This window comes from Streptomyces sp. WMMB 322 (assembly GCF_900090145.1).
GTDB lineage: Bacteria > Actinomycetota > Actinomycetes > Streptomycetales > Streptomycetaceae > Streptomyces.
The window spans coordinates 302,241-318,614 of record NZ_FMHI01000005.1; the positions used below are offsets into that span (position 1 = coordinate 302,241).

Genomic DNA, 16,374 nt, shown 5'->3' on the forward strand with positions numbered 1-16,374 from the left:
TCGATTCCCCAACGCATCCGCATCTTTGCGGACGGATACCGGTCCGCGGCCATTCACGATACGTGCCCGAGCTGTCCGGCGCGGGCGGACTCGGTGACTCTCCGGCCCCATTCGCGCCGCAGCAGACCTCACTCACGGGAAACGCTTGCCCGCTTCGGCCTCAACCCGAACGTCCCCCGCACCGCGGGCCGGGAACCCCTTCGGGTGAGACTTCAGGTGAGAGGCTTGAACGTGCTGAACGCCGTCTTGCGGAGCGTCTTGCACTCCTTGTCGTCCCACTTGTCCGCCCGGCACGTGATCATGATCGCGTAGCCGTGTGAATCGTCCACCCGGAAACCGCGGTTGAGCACCCGTACCTTGCGGCCGTCCTCGTCGCGCTCGAACTGCCAGTCGCCGACCGTCGGGTAGCCCCGCCAGTCCTTGCTCTTGATGCTGATCTGCCGGTACCCGCTGCTGTTGCTCTTCACGGACGGCTCCAGGTCGCGCCATCCGGCTGCGGCGTCCTTCAGCGGCTTGGGGCTGAAGTCCACCTGGAGCTTGGGCACTCCGCCGTCGGAGTACTTGGCGCCCGAGTTGGTTCCGGCGACTCCGGAACGCTCGAAGTCCTCCGGCATCGCGATGCTGAAGTGGAAGCGCTTGTCGGTGACTTGCTCGTAGTCCTCGGGGAGCGAGGGCTCCGCCCCGGGCTCCTCCTCGTCCTCGCCGCTGCCGGCGGAGGCACTCGGGTCCGGGGACGCGCTCGCCTTGTCCTCGCCGCTCTTGTCTTCCTTCTTGGTGCCGGCGCCGCCTTCACCCTTGTCGCGTTCGGTGCCTTTCGCGCCCGAACTCGCGGTGCCCTTCGAGGAGTTGTCGCCGCTCTCGCCACCGCCGCGGTTGTTGAGAGCGAGGACCGCGATCAGCGTCAGCACGGCGACCGCCGCCACGGCCACGATGGCCAGCGAGCGGCGCGAGACGCGGCCCGCGAGCTGCGATACGCCCGTTAGCGCCCCTCCGGCACCGCCCCCGGAGCCCGTCGAGGCATGCGCTGCCGCCTTGTCACCGCTGTGTGCGAGTGCAGCGGAGCCGGTGGGCGCCGGGGTCTCGTCACCGTCGCCGCCCGTGGCGCCGCCGGATTCGGCGTCGCCGGCTGCGGACCCCGAACCCGCCGCGCCCGCAGCCGCGGCGCCCGCGACTGCCGCACCGCCCGACGCCGGCTTCTTCGAAGTGCCACGCCCCGACGCCGGCTTCTTCGAAGTGCCACGCCCCGACGCCGGCTTCTTCGAAGTGCCACGCCCCGACGCCGGCTTCTTCGAAGAGCCGCGCCCCGAGGCCGGCTTCGCCTCGCCCTCACCGGGCTCGGCGTCCTGATCCCCGCCCCCGTCGCCGCGCCCGGCCTCCCCGGCCTCTGCGGCTTCGGAGGCGTCACTCTCGGTTCCGTCCGGTTTCGGCGGCAGCACGGCCGTCGTACCGCCGTCCTGCGCGGCAGCGGCACCGGCGCCCGCGCCGTACTTCCCGAGGGCCACCGGTTCCAGCAGCGCGCGTGCGCCCGCCACGTCGAGCCGCTTGTCCGGGTCCTTCGTGAGCAGCCCGAAGATCACTTCCTCGAGCTCACCGGCCTGCTCCGGCGGCGGCACGTCCTCCGTCATCACCGCCGTGAGAGTCGATATGGCCGAACCCTTGTCGTACGGGGGATGGCCCTCGACCGCCGCGTACAGCAGGGCGCCGAGCGACCACAGGTCGGCCGGCGGCCCCGGCGGCTTCCCCCGGGCCCGCTCCGGAGAGATGTACGAAGGAGCGCCCACGAGCATGCCCGTCGACGTGACCGACGGGTCGCCCTCGACCTTTGCGATGCCGAAGTCGGTGAGCACCACACGTCCCGTGACATCCTCCAACAGCACGTTGGACGGCTTCACATCACGGTGCAGGACGCCTTCGCGGTGCGCGGCACGCAGCACGTCGAGCACGGCGAGCCCGACCTCCGCGGCGCGCTGCGGAGTGAGCGGCCCCTCGGTGCGGATGTGATCGGCGAGCGAACCGCCCTCGACCAGCTCCATCACGATCCACGGCCGGTCGTCCTCGTCGACCACGTCGAAGACCGTCACAGCACTGCCGCTGCGGATACGCGCGATCGCTTTCGCCTCGCGCAGAGTACGGGTGATGAGCCGCTGCTTCTCGTCCTCCTCGACACTCGAGGGGAAACGGAGCTCCTTCACGGCGACCGAACGGCCCAGCACCTCGTCCTCGCCGCGCCACACGGTGCCCATGCCACCACGGCCGAGGACTCCCCCGAGCCGATAGCGACCTCCTACCAGCCGACCCTCGTGCTCGCTCATGAATCCCCTTGTATCCCCTCAGCGATGGCCCACCCCAGCCCGGCTCTCATTGTGAACCATCGTGTCGTCACATCGCGCCGGGGGGCGCCGCGGCCGGGCACCACGACGCCGTCGCACACGCCGCCTCACGCATCGCCGCGGACGCCGTCGGAGCAACGGAAGTGCGGGTGCCCCACCCGGGTGCCGCCTACTCATGCGGTGCGGGTGAGCGGAGCCCGCTCCGCTCACCCGCACCCACCGTGCCGAGCCACGTCGTCGATGCCCGTCGCGACATCGCTCGGGGCGGCAGGCTCCACGCCGGCCCACGCGACGACCTGGAGAAGTCCCCTCAACGCCTGCATGCCGAACGTCAGGAAGCACTACGGATGCAAGGGCGTGTCCGCAGGACACGCAGGCCCACGCACACACACAGGTCGGCTCCGGCAGCTCCAGGCGCCGCAGGTCGGCACCCGCAGCTCCAGGCGCCGCATGTCCGGACTCCGCCGCAGCTACAGGCGCCCGCCGCAGCCCCGGGCGCCGCGCCTCACACCGGCGCGATGTCCGGCGCTCCCAACCGTGCGGCGTCCGCCGTCAGATCGTCCGGCTGGAGCTGCGACTCACGCTCCGCCTCGACGCGCTTCTCGTAGTACTCGACCTCGCGGTCGATCTGGTCCGCGTCCCAGCCGAGGACCGTTGCCATCAGCTCGGCGACCTCGCGCGCGCTGCGCACACCGCGGTCGAACGTCTCGATCGAAATGCGGGTGCGGCGCGTGAGGACGTCGGCCATGTGCCGCGCGCCCTCGTGGGTGCACGCGTAGACGACCTCCGCCTTGAGGTAGTCGTCCGCGGCCGGAAGCGGCTCGCCCAGCTTCGGGTCCTCGGCTACGAGTTCGAGCAGTTCCTCCGTCAACGTGCCGTAGCGGTTGAGGAGATGCTCCACGCGCGCCACGTGCAGGCCCGTACGGGCGGCCAGTTGGGCCCGCCCGTTCCACAGCGCGTGATAGCCCTCGGCGCCGACGAGCGGAACCTCCTCGGTGACACAGTCCGCGACGCGGCGGTCCAGCCCGTGCACCGCCTCGTCCACGGCGTCCTTCGCCATCACGCGGTACGTCGTGTACTTGCCGCCCGCGACGACGACCATCCCCGGGACCGGGTGCGCGACGGTGTGCTCCCGCGACAGCTTGCTCGTCGCCTCCGACTCGCCGGCCAGCAGCGGACGCAGGCCCGCGTACACGCCCTCCACGTCGTTGCGCGTGAGCGGCACCGCGAGCACCGCGTTGACGTGGTCCAGCAGATAGTCGATGTCGGCACTCGACGCCGCCGGGTGCCTCTTGTCGAGGTCCCAGCTGGTGTCGGTGGTGCCGACGATCCAGTGACGGCCCCACGGGATGACGAACAGCACGCTCTTCTCGGTGCGCAGGATCAGCCCGGTCGTCGAGTTGATCCGGTCCTTCGGCACGACCAGGTGGATGCCCTTCGAAGCCTTCACATGGAACTGACCCCGCTCGGCGATCAGGCCCTGTGTGTCGTCCGTCCACACGCCGGTGGAGTTGACGACCTGCCGGGCACGCACCTCGTACTCGCCGCCGAGCTCCAGGTCCTTCACCCGCGCCCCGACGACGCGCTCGCCCTCGCGGAGGAAGCCCACGACCTGCGCCCGGTTCGCGGCGTGCGCCCCGTAGGCGGCGGCGGTGCGGACGACTGTGGCGACGTACCGGGCGTCGTCCATCTGTGCGTCGTAGTACTGCAGCGCACCGACCAGCGCGTCCTTCCTCAACGCCGGTGCAACGCGCAGGGCGTGACGCCTGCTGAGGTGCCGGTGCCGGGGAAGCCCGCGCCCGTGCCCCGAGGTGAGCGACATGATGTCGTACATGGCCACGCCCGAACCGGCGTAGAACCGTTCCCAGGCCTTGTGCTGCAACGGGTAGAGGAACGGCACCGGCTTCACCAGGTGCGGCGCGATCCGCTGGAGCAGCAGCCCGCGTTCCTTGAGCGCCTCTCTCACGAGGGCGAAGTCCAGCATCTCCAGATAGCGCAGTCCGCCGTGGATCAGCTTGCTGGAGCGGCTGGATGTGCCCGATGCCCAGTCGCTCGCCTCGACGATCCCGGTGGACAGTCCGCGCGTGACGGCGTCCAGCGCGGTACCGGCGCCGACGATGCCACCACCGACGACCAGCACGTCGAGTTCGTGCTCGGACATCTGTGCCAGCGCCCGTACGCGCTGCTCCGGTCCCAGTGTCGCCGTCCTCACCGCTGCCTCCCGTGGGTCGTGCGTACGTCGGTGTGCTTGTGGTGGTGGTTGATAAGAACGTAGGCAGTGTTCCCCAGCCGATGGTCCTCCAATTCCCTGACTTCGGCGGCGCTGCGGGCGCCGTGGAGCGGGTAATCCCAGATATCCGTCATATTGCCGATTAACTTGCTATAGCGCCGCACAGCACCGGACCGGGCAGTTCGACGCGATCTTCGGGGACCGTCCCCCGGAACGGCACGCACGGGGCCTCGCCACCCCAGCGAGGGAAGCAAGGGGAAGGATGTCCGCAGCAATGCCCGCAGATCTCGCCGTCCTCGGACTGGGCCATTCGGGTCTTCCGGTCGCACAGGCCGCCGTCGCCGCGGGGATCGAGACCATCGGCTACGACGCGGACGAGGAGACCGTTGCGGGCCTCAACGCGGGCAGGCCGCCCGCCGACGGCATCATCACCGCTGCCGGGGTCCGCCGCATGATCTCCCGGGGCTTCCGCGCCACGACCGACCCCGAGGCCCTCGGTCACGTCCGCACGGCCCTCATCTGCGCCCCGACGTCCCTCGGGCCCGACCGCGCGCTCAACCTGGACGCGGTGCGCGCCACAGCTCGAACTCTCGCCTCTCACCTGCACCCCCGCACGACCGTGGTGCTCGAGTCCGCGGTGTACCCGGGCAGTACGGAAGAAATCCTCAAACCGCTGCTCGAGGAGGGCTCCGGCCTGCGCGCCGGCCGTGACTTCCATCTCGCCTACTCCCCCGCCCGGCTCGACCCGGGCAGCCGCCGCTACGGCTACGCCAACACCCCCAAGGTCATCGGCGGCCTGACTCCCGCCTGTACGGAGCGGGCCGCCGCCTTCTACGGGCGGCTCGCCGGAAAGGTCGTACGGGCCCGAGGGCCTCGCGAGGCGGAGACGGTGAAGCTGCTGGAGACCAACTTCCGGCAGGTCAACATCGCGCTGGTGAACGAGATGGCCGTCTTCTGCCACGACATCGGCGTCGACCTGTGGGACGTCATCCGCTGCGCGGAGACCAAACCGTTCGGCTTCCAGGCCTTCCGGCCCGGACCCGGAGTCGGGGGCCACAGCGTCTCCATCGACCCCAACTACATTGCGTACCGCAGCCGTTCACTGGGCTATCCGCTGCGAATGGTCGAACTCGCACAGGAGGTCAACGGGCGCATGCCGCGGTACGTGTGCCAGCGCGCCGCCGAACTCCTCAACGAGCACGGCAAGTCGGCGCGCGGAGCTCGCGTACTGCTGCTCGGCGTCACGTACAAGCCCGACCTGCCCGACCAGGAAGGTGCGCCAGCACGCGAGGTTGCACTGCGACTCAAGCAACTCGGTGCGCAGCTGAGTTTTCACGACCCGTACGTCATGCAGTGGCAGGTGGCAGGCCAGCCGGTGCCGCGCGCCGACTCCCTCTACGAGGCCGCCGCGGCCGCCGACCTCACCGTGCTGCTCCAGCACCACCGCAGGTACGACCTGCAAGGGCTGGCCGCGAAGGCCCGACTGCTCTTCGACACAAGGGGAGCCAGCCCCACGGGCGCCGCACACCGACTGTGAAGCGAGCAATGGGCGGGCGGAGACCCGCCGCGGGCGCCGGCGCATCCGCCCTCCGCCTGGGGCCCAAGGCACCTGCCCTGTTCGCCGCCCTGCAGCGCCGACCCAGCGCCGCGGGTGCTACCGGGCCACCGTGACCTCGACGCGCTGGAACTCCTTCAGCTCCGAGTAGCCGGTCGTCGCCATCGCGCGGCGCAGCGCACCGAAGAAGTTCATCGACCCGTCCGGGGTGTGCGACGGGCCGAGCAGGATCTCCTCCGTGGTGCCGACCGCACCCAGGTCCATGCGCTTGCCACGCGGCACGTCCTCGTGCACGGCCTCCATGCCCCAGTGGTGCCCGCGCCCCGGTGCGTCGGTGGCCCGGGCCAGCGGCGAGCCCATCATCACCGCGTCCGAGCCGCAGGCGACGGCCTTGGGCAGGTCGCCGGACCAGCCGACCCCACCGTCCGCGATGACGTGCACATACCGGCCGCCCGACTCGTCGAGGTAGTCGCGGCGCGCGGCCGCCACATCGGCCACGGCCGTGGCCATCGGCACCTGGATGCCGAGCACGTTGCGCGTGGTGTGCGCGGCTCCGCCGCCGAAGCCGACCAGCACGCCCGCCGCCCCCGTCCGCATCAGGTGCAGCGCCGCCGTGTACGTGGCGCAGCCCCCCACGATGACGGGCACGTCCAGCTCGTAGATGAACTGCTTGAGGTTGAGCGGCTCCGACGCCCCGGAGACGTGCTCCGCGGAGACGGTGGTGCCGCGGATGACGAACAGGTCGACGCCCGCGTCGACGACGGCCTTCGAGAACTGGACCGTACGCTGCGGCGAGAGCGCGGCGGCCGTCACCACACCCGCGTCGCGCACCTCCTTGATCCGCTCACCGATCAGTTCCTCCTTGACCGGCTCGGCGTAGATCTCCTGCATCCGGCGGTTCGCCGTGCGCTCGTCCAGCTCGGCGATCTCGGCGAGAAGGGGCTCGGGGTCCTCGTAACGCGTCCAGAGCCCCTCGAGGTTGAGCACGCCGAGCCCGCCCAGCTCACCGATGCGGATCGCGGTGGCCGGTGAGACGACCGAATCCATCGGCGCGGCCATGAAGGGCAGTTCGAAGCGGTAGGCGTCGATCTGCCAGGCGATCGAGACCTCTTTGGGGTCACGCGTGCGGCGGCTGGGCACCACAGCAATGTCGTCGAAGGCGTACGCCCGGCGTCCGCGCTTGCCGCGTCCGATCTCGATCTCAGTCACTGTGAAGCCCTTCTCGCCGTGCGCTGTGCTGTGCCGCTCCAGTATCACCGACACGCGGCGCCCTCAGGCCCGGTGGGTGGCGGGCGCTCAGCGGCGTGAGTAGTTCGGCGCCTCGGTCGTCATCTGCACATCGTGGGGGTGGCTCTCCTTGAGTCCCGCCGAGGTGATGCGCACGAACCGGCCGCGCTCCTTCAGAGCCGGCACGCTCCGCCCGCCGACGTAGAACATCGACTGCTTGAGCCCGCCGACCAGTTGGTGCACCACGGCGCCCAACGGGCCCCGGTAGGGCACCTGTCCCTCGACGCCCTCCGGGATGAGCTTGTCGTCGCCGCCGACCTCCTCCTGGAAGTAGCGGTCCTTCGAGTACGACTGCTGCTCGCCGCGCGACTGCATCGCACCCAGCGAGCCCATGCCCCGGTAGGACTTGAACTGCTTGCCGTTGATGAACAGCAGCTCGCCCGGCGACTCCTCGCAGCCGGCGAGCAGCGAGCCGAGCATCACCGTGTCGGCGCCGGCGACAAGGGCCTTGGCGATGTCGCCGCTGTACTGGAGACCGCCGTCGCCGATGACGGGGACCCCGGCCTCCCGCGCGGCGAGCGACGCCTCGTGGATGGCCGTGACCTGCGGGACCCCGATGCCCGCCACGACGCGGGTCGTGCAGATGGATCCCGGCCCGACACCGACCTTGATCCCGTCGGCACCGGCGTCGATCAGCGTCCGCGCACCGTCGCGTGTGGCGACGTTGCCGCCGACGACGTCGACCGGCGAATTGGACTTGATCTTGGAGACCATGTCACCGACGAGCCGCGAGTGACCGTGCGCCGTGTCCACCACGACGAAGTCCACACCGGCCTCGATCAGTGCCTGCGCCCGCTCGTACGCGTCGCCCGCGACACCGACCGCCGCACCCACGACGAGGCGGCCCTCCGCGTCCTTCGCGGCGTACGGATACTGCTCCGCCTTCACGAAGTCCTTGACGGTGATGAGCCCTTTGAGCACACCCTCGTCGTCGACCAGCGGCAGCTTCTCGATCTTGTGACGGCGCAGCAGCTCCATCGCGTCGTTCCGCGAGATCCCGACCTTGCCGGTGACCAGTGGCATCGGCGTCATCAACTCGCGCACAGGACGGTCGCGGTCCGACTCGAAGGCCATGTCGCGGTTGGTGACGATGCCGAGCAGCTTGCCCGCGCCGTCGGTGACCGGCACGCCGCTGATGCGGAAGCGGCCGCACAGCACGTCGGCGTCGCCGAGCGTGGCGTCCGGACGGATCGTGATGGGGTCGGTGACCATGCCCGACTCGGAGCGCTTGACCCTGTCGACCTGCGCCGCCTGGTCCTCGATCGAGAGGTTCCGGTGGAGCACGCCGACGCCGCCCTGGCGGGCCATGGCGATGGCCATCCGAGCCTCGGTGACCTTGTCCATCGCGGCCGACAGCAGCGGCACGTTCACGCGGACGTTGCGGGAGATCCGCGAGGAGGTGTCGATGTCACCCGGAACCATGTCGGACTCACCGGGCAGCAGCAGGACATCGTCGAACGTCAGGCCGAGCATGGCGAATTTCGCGGGGACTCCGGCCTCGGTTGCGACTCCGTCGTTCGCTGTCATGACACCTTCCAATGCTTGCCCAGGGTGAAAGTCCATGCTAAACGGCACAGGCCTACTGCTCGGCCAGCGCCCTCAGCCTGCTCAGCGCCCTGTGCTGCGCGACCCGCACCGCACCCGGCGACATCCCGAGCATCTCGCCGGTCTCCTCGGCGGTCAGCCCGACCGCGACGCGCAGCAGCACGAGTTCGCGCAGATGCTGCGGAAGGTTCGCGAGCAGCTGCTTGGCCCACGCCGCGTCGCTGCTGAGCAGAGCGCGCTCCTCCGGGCCGAGTGAATCGTCCGGCTGCTCGGGCATCTCGTCGGAGGGCACCGCGGTCTGGCCGGGGCCCCGCATGGCGGCCCGCTGCAGATCGGCGATCTTGTGCTGGGCGATGGCCACGACGAAGGCTTCGAAGGGCTTACCCGTGTCGCGGTAACGCGGAAGGGCGCAGAGCACCGCGATGCAGACCTCCTGTGCCAGGTCGTCCACGAAGTGCCGTGCGTCGCCGGGGAGTCGGGTCAGCCGTCTGCGGCAGTACCCCAGGGCCAGCGGATGGACGTGGGCGAGGAGATCGTGCGTGGCCTGCTCGTCGCCTTCCCTGGCGCGTCGTACGAGTGCGCTCACGACCGCGTTGTCGTCGGACCCGTCGTTGCGCATCGGTCCATGGTGCACCTGGGCCCCGGGATCCGTCGCGCCGCGTCCTTGGTTGTGCACCGAAGCGTTATGAGCAGGGGTGCTGACCCTCATCTCCCGCGCCCTCCCCTCACGCATGACCGACCGGTCCCCGAGGAACTCCATACAACAAGCATGCGGCACGCGCGGGATTCCCGGGCCTCATACGCCACCCCGCCCTTCCCCCGGGCCGGCCCCGCGCATCGCGGATCACGCAACTTCGCAGGCGGGGACGGGCGGGCAATGGGCGAACGTGAGCTATCTATCGGACGAGACCCCAGCGGAAACCGAGGGCCACGGCGTGTGCCCGGTCCGACGCGCCGAGCTTCTTGAACAGCCGCCGTGCGTGGGTCTTCACCGTGTCCTCGGAGAGGAAGAGCTCCCGGCCGATCTCGGCGTTGGACCTGCCGTGGCTCATACCCTCCAGCACCTGGATCTCGCGTGCGGTGAGCGTGGGGGCGGCACCCATCTCGGCCGAACGCAGTCGGCGCGGCGCGAGCCGCCACGTCGGGTCCGCGAGGGCCTGCGTGACCGTGGCGCGCAATTCGGCGCGCGAGGCGTCCTTGTGCAGGTAGCCGCGGGCGCCGGCTGCCACGGCGAGTGCGACGCCGTCGAGGTCCTCGGCAACCGTCAGCATGATGATGCGGGCACCGGGGTCGGCCGACAGGAGCCGCCGCACGGTCTCAACACCACCGAGACCGGGCATGCGGACATCCATGAGGATGAGGTCGGACCTGTCGGCGCCCCAGCGGCGAAGGACTTCCTCGCCGTTGGCCGCCGTCGTCACGCGCTCGACGCCGGGCACGGTCGCGACCGCGCGGCGGAGCGCCTCTCGGGCAAGCGGGGAATCGTCACAGACGAGGACGGATGTCATGACCGCCCTCCGCAGCTGATGCGCGTCACCTTGAGCCTCCAGGCTGTTACGAGTCGTCACCTGTGCGGTTGACACCCCTCGGACAACAGTGCCCGAGATCGTTCCGCCAACCGCCTCCGCACACTCAACGACGGTCACCCAAAAGAGTTACGGGTTTCGGCCACCGCCATCAGCACTCTACGTGATCGCGCGTACACAGATCTGCCGCGTCGCACTGAAGGGTTTCCCCGAGTGGCGTCTTTTGCCTTTTGCCCTATTTAGCAGACTTAGCGCTCCTTCTTGCTTTCTTTCGGCTAGGTTCGCAATGAGTCATATTTGTCTATAAATGGACGGAGCGAGAGCGAGCCCCACGTACGCCGACGAGAGGACACGCAATGGCAGACTTCTCCCGCCTACCGGGCCCCAACGCCGACCTGTGGGACTGGCAGCTGCTCGCCGCCTGCCGCGGAGTCGACAGCTCTCTCTTCTTCCACCCCGAGGGCGAGCGCGGCGCCGCCCGCAGCGCTCGCGAGGCATCGGCCAAGGAAGTCTGCATGCGCTGCCCGGTCCGCTCGGAGTGCGCGGCCCACGCGCTGGCCGTACGTGAGCCGTACGGGGTGTGGGGCGGACTGACCGAGGACGAGCGCGAGGAACTGATGGGGCGGGCCCGCAGCAGGCTCGTCGCCGTGCCGGACAGCCAGAATTGAGCAGAAACGTTTTGACCGACACCGCGCTCCAGGGGGGCCGGACCGTACAGGCCCTCACCCGCGTCCCGTCCCCTTCCTTCCGCCGCCGCACATCTGCACAGCCGGTACGGAAACCGGTCGTCCGCGGAAATTCACCCGCATAGCCTGACGCCCATGAAATTGCTGTCCGTCAATGTCGCCGGCCCCCTGCACGCCCCTGCGTACACCGACGCACCGGGGAATCTCACGGGCATCGACAAGCGCCCCGCCCCCGGGCCCGTCGAAGTGACCCCGCCCGGGCCGAAGGGAACCGGCGGCAGCGGCCTCGCAGGGGACACCATCGGCGACATGCGCCACCACGGCGGCGACGACCAGGCCGTCTACGCCTTCTCGCGCGAAGACCTCGACGACTGGGCGCACGAACTCGGCCGGGAACCGGCCAACGGCTCGTTCGGCGAGAACCTGACCACCCGAGGGCTGGACGTCAACGGCGCCCGCATCGGCGAGCGCTGGCTCGTGGGAAGCCGGGTCGTGCTGGAGGTGACCGCGCCGCGCATCCCCTGCCGTACGTTCGCGGGCCGGCTCGGCGAGGGGGGCTGGGTCAAGCGCTTCACCGACAGGGCCCGGCCCGGGGCGTATCTGCGGGTGATCGAGCCCGGGCAGGTGTGCGCCGGCGACGCGATCGAGATCGTGCACCGTCCCGGCCACGAAGTGACCGTGAGTTTCCACTTCCGCGCACTGACACGGGAGCCGGAGCTGCTGCCGCGTGTGCTGGCGGCGGGCGACGCGCTCCATCCTCAGGCCCGCCGCAATGCCCTGCGGCGCACGGGCGGTTGACCCGCGGATAGCGTGCCCTCATGACGACTGCGCTGATCACGGGATCGACCGCCGGCCTCGGAGCTGCCTTCGCCCGACGGCTCGCACGGGACGGGCACCACCTCGTAATGGTCGCCCGCGACAAGGAACGGCTCTCGCAGGAGGCGACGCGCCTTCACGACCTGCACGGCGTCGAGGCGTCCGTGCTCGCCGCCGACCTCGCCACCGACGAGGGCATCTCCGCGGTCGAGGAGCGGCTGCGGGACCGGGAGCACCCCGTGGACCTGCTGGTCAACAACGCCGGCTTCGGCAACAAGGGCACGTTCCTGGACGTGCCCGTCGAGGACGAGCTGACGATGCTCAAGGTCCACTGCGAGGCGGTCCTGCGGCTCACCTCGGTCGCGGCGGAGCGCATGCGGGAGCGGGGGCGCGGAGGTGTCCTGAACGTCGCGTCGGTCGCCGCGTTCGTCCCGCGCGGGACGTACGGGGCGAGCAAGGCGTGGGTCGTGCAGTTCACGCAGGGTGTGGCCAAGGACCTGGCGGGCTCGGGTGTGCGGCTGATGGCTCTGTGCCCCGGATTCGTGCGGACGGAGTTCCACGAGCGGGCCGGGATGGAGACCGGGAGCGTGCCCGGCTGGATGTGGCTGGAGGCGGACGACGTGGTCGACGCGGCGATGAAGGACCTGGCCCGCGGCAAGAGCCTCTCGATCCCGGACGCCCGCTACAAGGCACTCATGGGTGCGGCGCGGCTCCTGCCCAGGGACCTGCTGACGAAGGCGTCGTCGACGACGGGCCGCCGGTTCGGCCCCCGCTGACAGCCACGGCACGGACGGGACGCCCGTACGCGCGAAGGCCCGGTACCCCGCGACGGGTACCGGGCCTCTGCGTGTGACGCGTCAGTGGGCGTGGCCGTGACCGTGGCCCGCCGCTGCCGGCTCTTCCTCTTCCGGCTTCTCGACGACCAGCGTCTCGGTCGTGAGCATCAGCGACGCGATCGAAGCCGCGTTCTCCAGCGCGGAGCGCGTGACCTTGACCGGGTCGATGACGCCGGCCTTGATCAGGTCGCCGTAGTCGCCGGTGGCCGCGTTGAAGCCCTGGTTGCGGTCGAGTTCGGAGACCTTCGAGGTGATGACGTAGCCCTCGAGGCCGGCGTTCTCGGCGATCCAGCGCAGCGGCTCCACGACGGCACGGCGCACGACGGCGACACCGGTGGCTTCGTCGTCCGTCTTGCCGAGCGAGCCCTCCAGCACCTTCGCGGAGTGGACGAGGCTGGCGCCGCCGCCGGCGACGATGCCCTCCTCGACCGCCGCACGGGTCGCGGAGATCGCGTCCTCCAGGCGGTGCTTCTTCTCCTTGAGCTCGACCTCGGTCGCCGCACCGACGCGGATGACGCAGACGCCGCCGGCCAGCTTGGCCAGGCGCTCCTGCAGCTTCTCGCGGTCCCAGTCGGAGTCGGTTGCCTCGATCTCGCTCTTGATCTGGGCGACGCGGGCCTCGACGTCCTCGTGCTTGCCGGCACCGTCGACGATCGTCGTGTCGTCCTTGGTGACGGTGACGCGGCGGGCGGAGCCGAGCACGTCCATGCCGGCCTGGTCCAGCTTGAGGCCGACCTCTTCGGCGATGACGGTGGCGCCGGTCAGCGTCGCCATGTCGCCGAGCATCGCCTTGCGGCGGTCACCGAAGCCGGGCGCCTTGACGGCGACGGCGTTGAAGGTGCCGCGGATCTTGTTCACGACCAGGGTCGAGAGCGCCTCGCCCTCGACGTCCTCGGCGATGATCAGCAGCGGACGGGAGCCGCCGGCCTGCATGATCTTCTCCAGCAGCGGCAGCATGTCCTGGATGGAGCTGATCTTGCCCTGGTGGATCAGGATGTACGGGTCGTCGAGGACGGCCTCCATACGCTCCTGGTCGGTGACCATGTACGGCGAGAGGTAGCCCTTGTCGAAGGCCATGCCCTCGGTGAAGTCGAGCTCCAGACCGAAGGTCTGGGACTCCTCGACGGTGATGACGCCGTCCTTGCCGACCTTGTCCATCGCCTCGGCGATCAGCTCACCGACCTGCTTGTCCTGGGCGGACAGACCGGCGACGGAGGCGATGTCCTCCTTGGAGTCGATCGGGCGGGCGTTGGCGATCAGGTCGTCGGAGACGGCCTTGACGGCGGCGTCGATGCCCTTCTTCAGAGCCGCGGGCGAGGCGCCGGCGGCCACGTTGCGCAGACCCTCGCGGACCAGGGCCTGGGCGAGCACGGTGGCGGTGGTGGTGCCGTCACCCGCGATGTCGTTGGTCTTGGTCGCCACCTCCTTCACCAGCTGGGCGCCGAGGTTCTCGTAGGCGTCCTCGACCTCGACCTCACGCGCGATGGTGACGCCGTCGTTGGTGATGGTGGGCGCGCCGAACTTCTTGTCGATGACGACGTTGCGGCCCTTGGGGCCGATGGTCACCTTCACGGTGTCGGCCAGCTTGTCGACGCCGCGCTCGAGGGCGCGGCGCGCGTCCTCGTCGAACTTCAGAATCTTGGCCATGGGAGCTGTGGGTCCTCTCAGACGAACCGCGCCCCGGCCCCGGTGCATCTCGACTCGATGCGGGAGGGACCGGGACGCGGATCAGAAATGTCTTCCGGCTGCGGTGACTTACTTCTCGACGATCGCGAGAACGTCGCGAGCCGAGAGGACGAGGTACTCCTCGCCGCTGTACTTCACCTCGGTGCCGCCGTACTTGCTGTACAGCACGATGTCGCCGACGTTCACGTCGAGCGGCAGACGGTCGCCGTTCTCGAAGCGGCCGGGGCCGACAGCCAGGACCGTGCCCTCCTGGGGCTTCTCCTTGGCGGTGTCAGGAATGACCAGGCCCGAGGCCGTGGTCTCCTCGGCGTCGAGCGGCTGGACCACAATGCGGTCCTCGAGCGGCTTGATGGCAACCTTGCTGGCGGTCGTCACGATCCGACCTCCCCCTTCGGAGATCTCATAACGGGGTCTTATGTCTGGGGTGGCGACCTGGCAGATCCGTCGTCGCGGGTGCCGGATCTTCCTGTCGCTGTGTCTGGCACTCGCATTGGGAGAGTGCCAGAGCCGACATTATGCCGCGGTTAGCACTCCGTCAACCAGAGTGCCAGTCGCGCCGGTGCCTCCGTCCCCTCCCCCGGGCGGAACCGGTCGCCGCCGGAGGCGAGAATGCGGTGGTGGACCGTGAGGCGTTCGCCGCGTTGCTCGGCGATGAAGGACAGGCGCTGCTGGGCTCGTTGGAGCACTACGAGCCGGAGAGCGAGCTGGCCGTGGCGACGAGGCTGCGGCGTACACACGCGCCGGAACTGGTGTCGGCCGCCCTCGGCCAGGCACGGCTGCGGCAGCGGGCGGCGGCGAAGTTCGGCGCCGAGGACGCGGCGAGGATGTACTTCACACCGGCCGGTCTGGAGCAGTCGACGCGGGCGAACGTCGCCGCCCACCGGGCGGAGCGCTTCCGCCGGTCCGGGGTGGAGCGTCCGGCAGATCTGTGCTGCGGCATCGGCGGGGACGCAATCGCACTGGCTCGCGCCGGAATGCACGTACTGGCGGTCGACAGCGATCCGTTGACGTGCGACGTCGTACGGGCGAACGCCGCGGCGCTCGGGCTCGGCGACCGCATCGAGGTCCGCTGCCAGGACGTCGGCGACGCCGACGTCTCGGGTTGCGACGCCCTCTTCGCGGACCCCGCGCGCCGGGGCGGCAAGGGCCGGGTCTTCGACCCCGAGGCGTACTCCCCGCCGCTGTCGTGGGCCGTCGCGGCGGCGCGGCGCTTCCCGCACTCGGCGCTGAAGGTGGCGCCCGGCATTCCGCACGAGGCGGTTCCCGGCGACGCGGAGGCGGAGTGGATCTCGGACTCGGGGGACGTCAAGGAGGCCGTGCTGTGGTTCGGCGCCGCGGGGCCAGCAGGCACAGCGGAAAGTTCCCCCGTACGGGCGACATTGCTGCCCGCGGGGCGTTCACTCTCGTCGCGGGGACTGCCCGATCCGCCGGTCGGGCCGGTGGGCCGCTTCCTCTACGAGCCGGACGGCGCGGTGGTGCGCGCGCACCTCGTGGCGGAAGTGGCGGCGGACCTGGACGGCAGGCTCATCGACCCGACGATCGCCTATGTGACGTGCGACGAGGCGCGCTCCACCCCGTACGCCACCGGCTACGCGATCACCGATGTGCTGCCCTTCCAGCTGAAGCGGCTGCGGGCGCTGTTGCGCGAGCGCCGCGTCGGCGTGGCCACCATCAAGAAGCGGGGCTCGGCGGTCGAGCCGACCGAGCTGCGCAAGAAGCTCAAGCTCGAAGGCCCGGGCGAATGCACGGTGTTCCTCACGCGGGTCGCGGGCGCACCCACGGTGCTGCTCGGGCATCCACTCGGTTCGCCTGCGGGGGCCTGACCGAACCGGGCTGCGGCGGAACGGAGTTGACCGGGGCGGTGCCCGTGCGAGCCG

General features: G+C 70.2%; 13 protein-coding genes. 5 read left to right on the forward strand and 8 right to left on the reverse strand.

Annotated elements, in window-relative coordinates:
* Positions 1-212: 212 nt before the first annotated feature.
* Together H180DRAFT_RS11170 and H180DRAFT_RS11175 are read right to left on the reverse strand one after the other, a co-directional pair.
* A complete protein-coding gene (locus H180DRAFT_RS11170; RefSeq protein ID WP_055485859.1) occupies positions 213-2,312 on the reverse strand; it encodes a serine/threonine-protein kinase in 2,100 nt (699 codons plus the stop codon).
* 523 nt (positions 2,313-2,835) lie between these two features.
* Positions 2,836-4,542, reverse strand: coding sequence for a glycerol-3-phosphate dehydrogenase/oxidase (locus H180DRAFT_RS11175; RefSeq protein WP_055485860.1), 1,707 nt, complete (start codon positions 4,540-4,542; stop codon positions 2,836-2,838).
* 292 nt (positions 4,543-4,834) lie between these two features.
* On the opposite strand from H180DRAFT_RS11175, the gene H180DRAFT_RS11180 reads away from it, so the two are divergent.
* The gene (locus H180DRAFT_RS11180) at positions 4,835-6,097 is read left to right on the forward strand and encodes a nucleotide sugar dehydrogenase (protein WP_055485861.1); all 1,263 of its coding nucleotides are present in this window, start codon (positions 4,835-4,837) and stop codon (positions 6,095-6,097) included.
* Between the two features lie 117 nt (positions 6,098-6,214).
* Here H180DRAFT_RS11180 and H180DRAFT_RS11185 read toward each other — a convergent pair whose 3' ends face one another.
* The 4 genes from H180DRAFT_RS11185 to H180DRAFT_RS11200 form a co-directional block, all read right to left on the reverse strand.
* Complete coding sequence (locus tag H180DRAFT_RS11185) at positions 6,215-7,324, reverse strand: GuaB3 family IMP dehydrogenase-related protein (protein ID WP_055485980.1); 1,110 nt, start codon at positions 7,322-7,324, stop codon at positions 6,215-6,217.
* A gap of 87 nt (positions 7,325-7,411) precedes the next feature.
* Positions 7,412-8,929 (reverse strand): IMP dehydrogenase, encoded by a 1,518-nt coding sequence (gene guaB, locus H180DRAFT_RS11190; protein ID WP_055485862.1) that lies wholly within the window; start codon positions 8,927-8,929, stop codon positions 7,412-7,414.
* Positions 8,930-8,981: 52 nt separating this feature from the next.
* The gene (gene shbA, locus H180DRAFT_RS11195; protein WP_055485863.1) at positions 8,982-9,566 is read right to left on the reverse strand and encodes an RNA polymerase sigma factor ShbA; all 585 of its coding nucleotides are present in this window, start codon (positions 9,564-9,566) and stop codon (positions 8,982-8,984) included.
* A 277-nt stretch (positions 9,567-9,843) separates the two neighbouring features.
* Positions 9,844-10,455: a response regulator transcription factor gene (locus H180DRAFT_RS11200; protein ID WP_003948568.1), complete on the reverse strand. Its 612-nt coding sequence runs from the start codon at positions 10,453-10,455 to the stop codon at positions 9,844-9,846.
* 374 nt (positions 10,456-10,829) lie between these two features.
* On the opposite strand from H180DRAFT_RS11200, the gene H180DRAFT_RS11205 reads away from it, so the two are divergent.
* The 3 genes from H180DRAFT_RS11205 (at position 10,830) to H180DRAFT_RS11215 (ending at position 12,751) form a co-directional block, all read left to right on the forward strand.
* Entirely contained in the window at positions 10,830-11,141 is a 312-nt protein-coding gene (locus H180DRAFT_RS11205; RefSeq protein WP_055485864.1) for a WhiB family transcriptional regulator, read from the forward strand.
* Positions 11,142-11,294: 153 nt separating this feature from the next.
* Entirely contained in the window at positions 11,295-11,957 is a 663-nt protein-coding gene (locus H180DRAFT_RS11210) for an MOSC domain-containing protein (RefSeq protein WP_055485865.1), read from the forward strand.
* Between the two features lie 20 nt (positions 11,958-11,977).
* Positions 11,978-12,751 (forward strand): SDR family NAD(P)-dependent oxidoreductase, encoded by a 774-nt coding sequence (locus H180DRAFT_RS11215; RefSeq protein WP_055485866.1) that lies wholly within the window; start codon positions 11,978-11,980, stop codon positions 12,749-12,751.
* Between the two features lie 81 nt (positions 12,752-12,832).
* Here H180DRAFT_RS11215 and groL read toward each other — a convergent pair whose 3' ends face one another.
* Both groL and groES read right to left on the reverse strand, forming a co-directional pair.
* On the reverse strand, positions 12,833-14,458 hold the full coding sequence (gene groL, locus H180DRAFT_RS11220; RefSeq protein WP_055485867.1) for a chaperonin GroEL: 1,626 nt from the start codon (positions 14,456-14,458) through the stop codon (positions 12,833-12,835).
* Between the two features lie 108 nt (positions 14,459-14,566).
* A complete protein-coding gene (groES, locus tag H180DRAFT_RS11225) occupies positions 14,567-14,875 on the reverse strand; it encodes a co-chaperone GroES (protein WP_028431119.1) in 309 nt (102 codons plus the stop codon).
* Between the two features lie 236 nt (positions 14,876-15,111).
* Between groES and H180DRAFT_RS11230 the strand changes: the two genes are divergently transcribed.
* Positions 15,112-16,320, forward strand: coding sequence for a class I SAM-dependent methyltransferase (locus H180DRAFT_RS11230; RefSeq protein ID WP_055485868.1), 1,209 nt, complete (start codon positions 15,112-15,114; stop codon positions 16,318-16,320).
* The last annotated feature ends 54 nt before the right edge of the window (positions 16,321-16,374 follow it).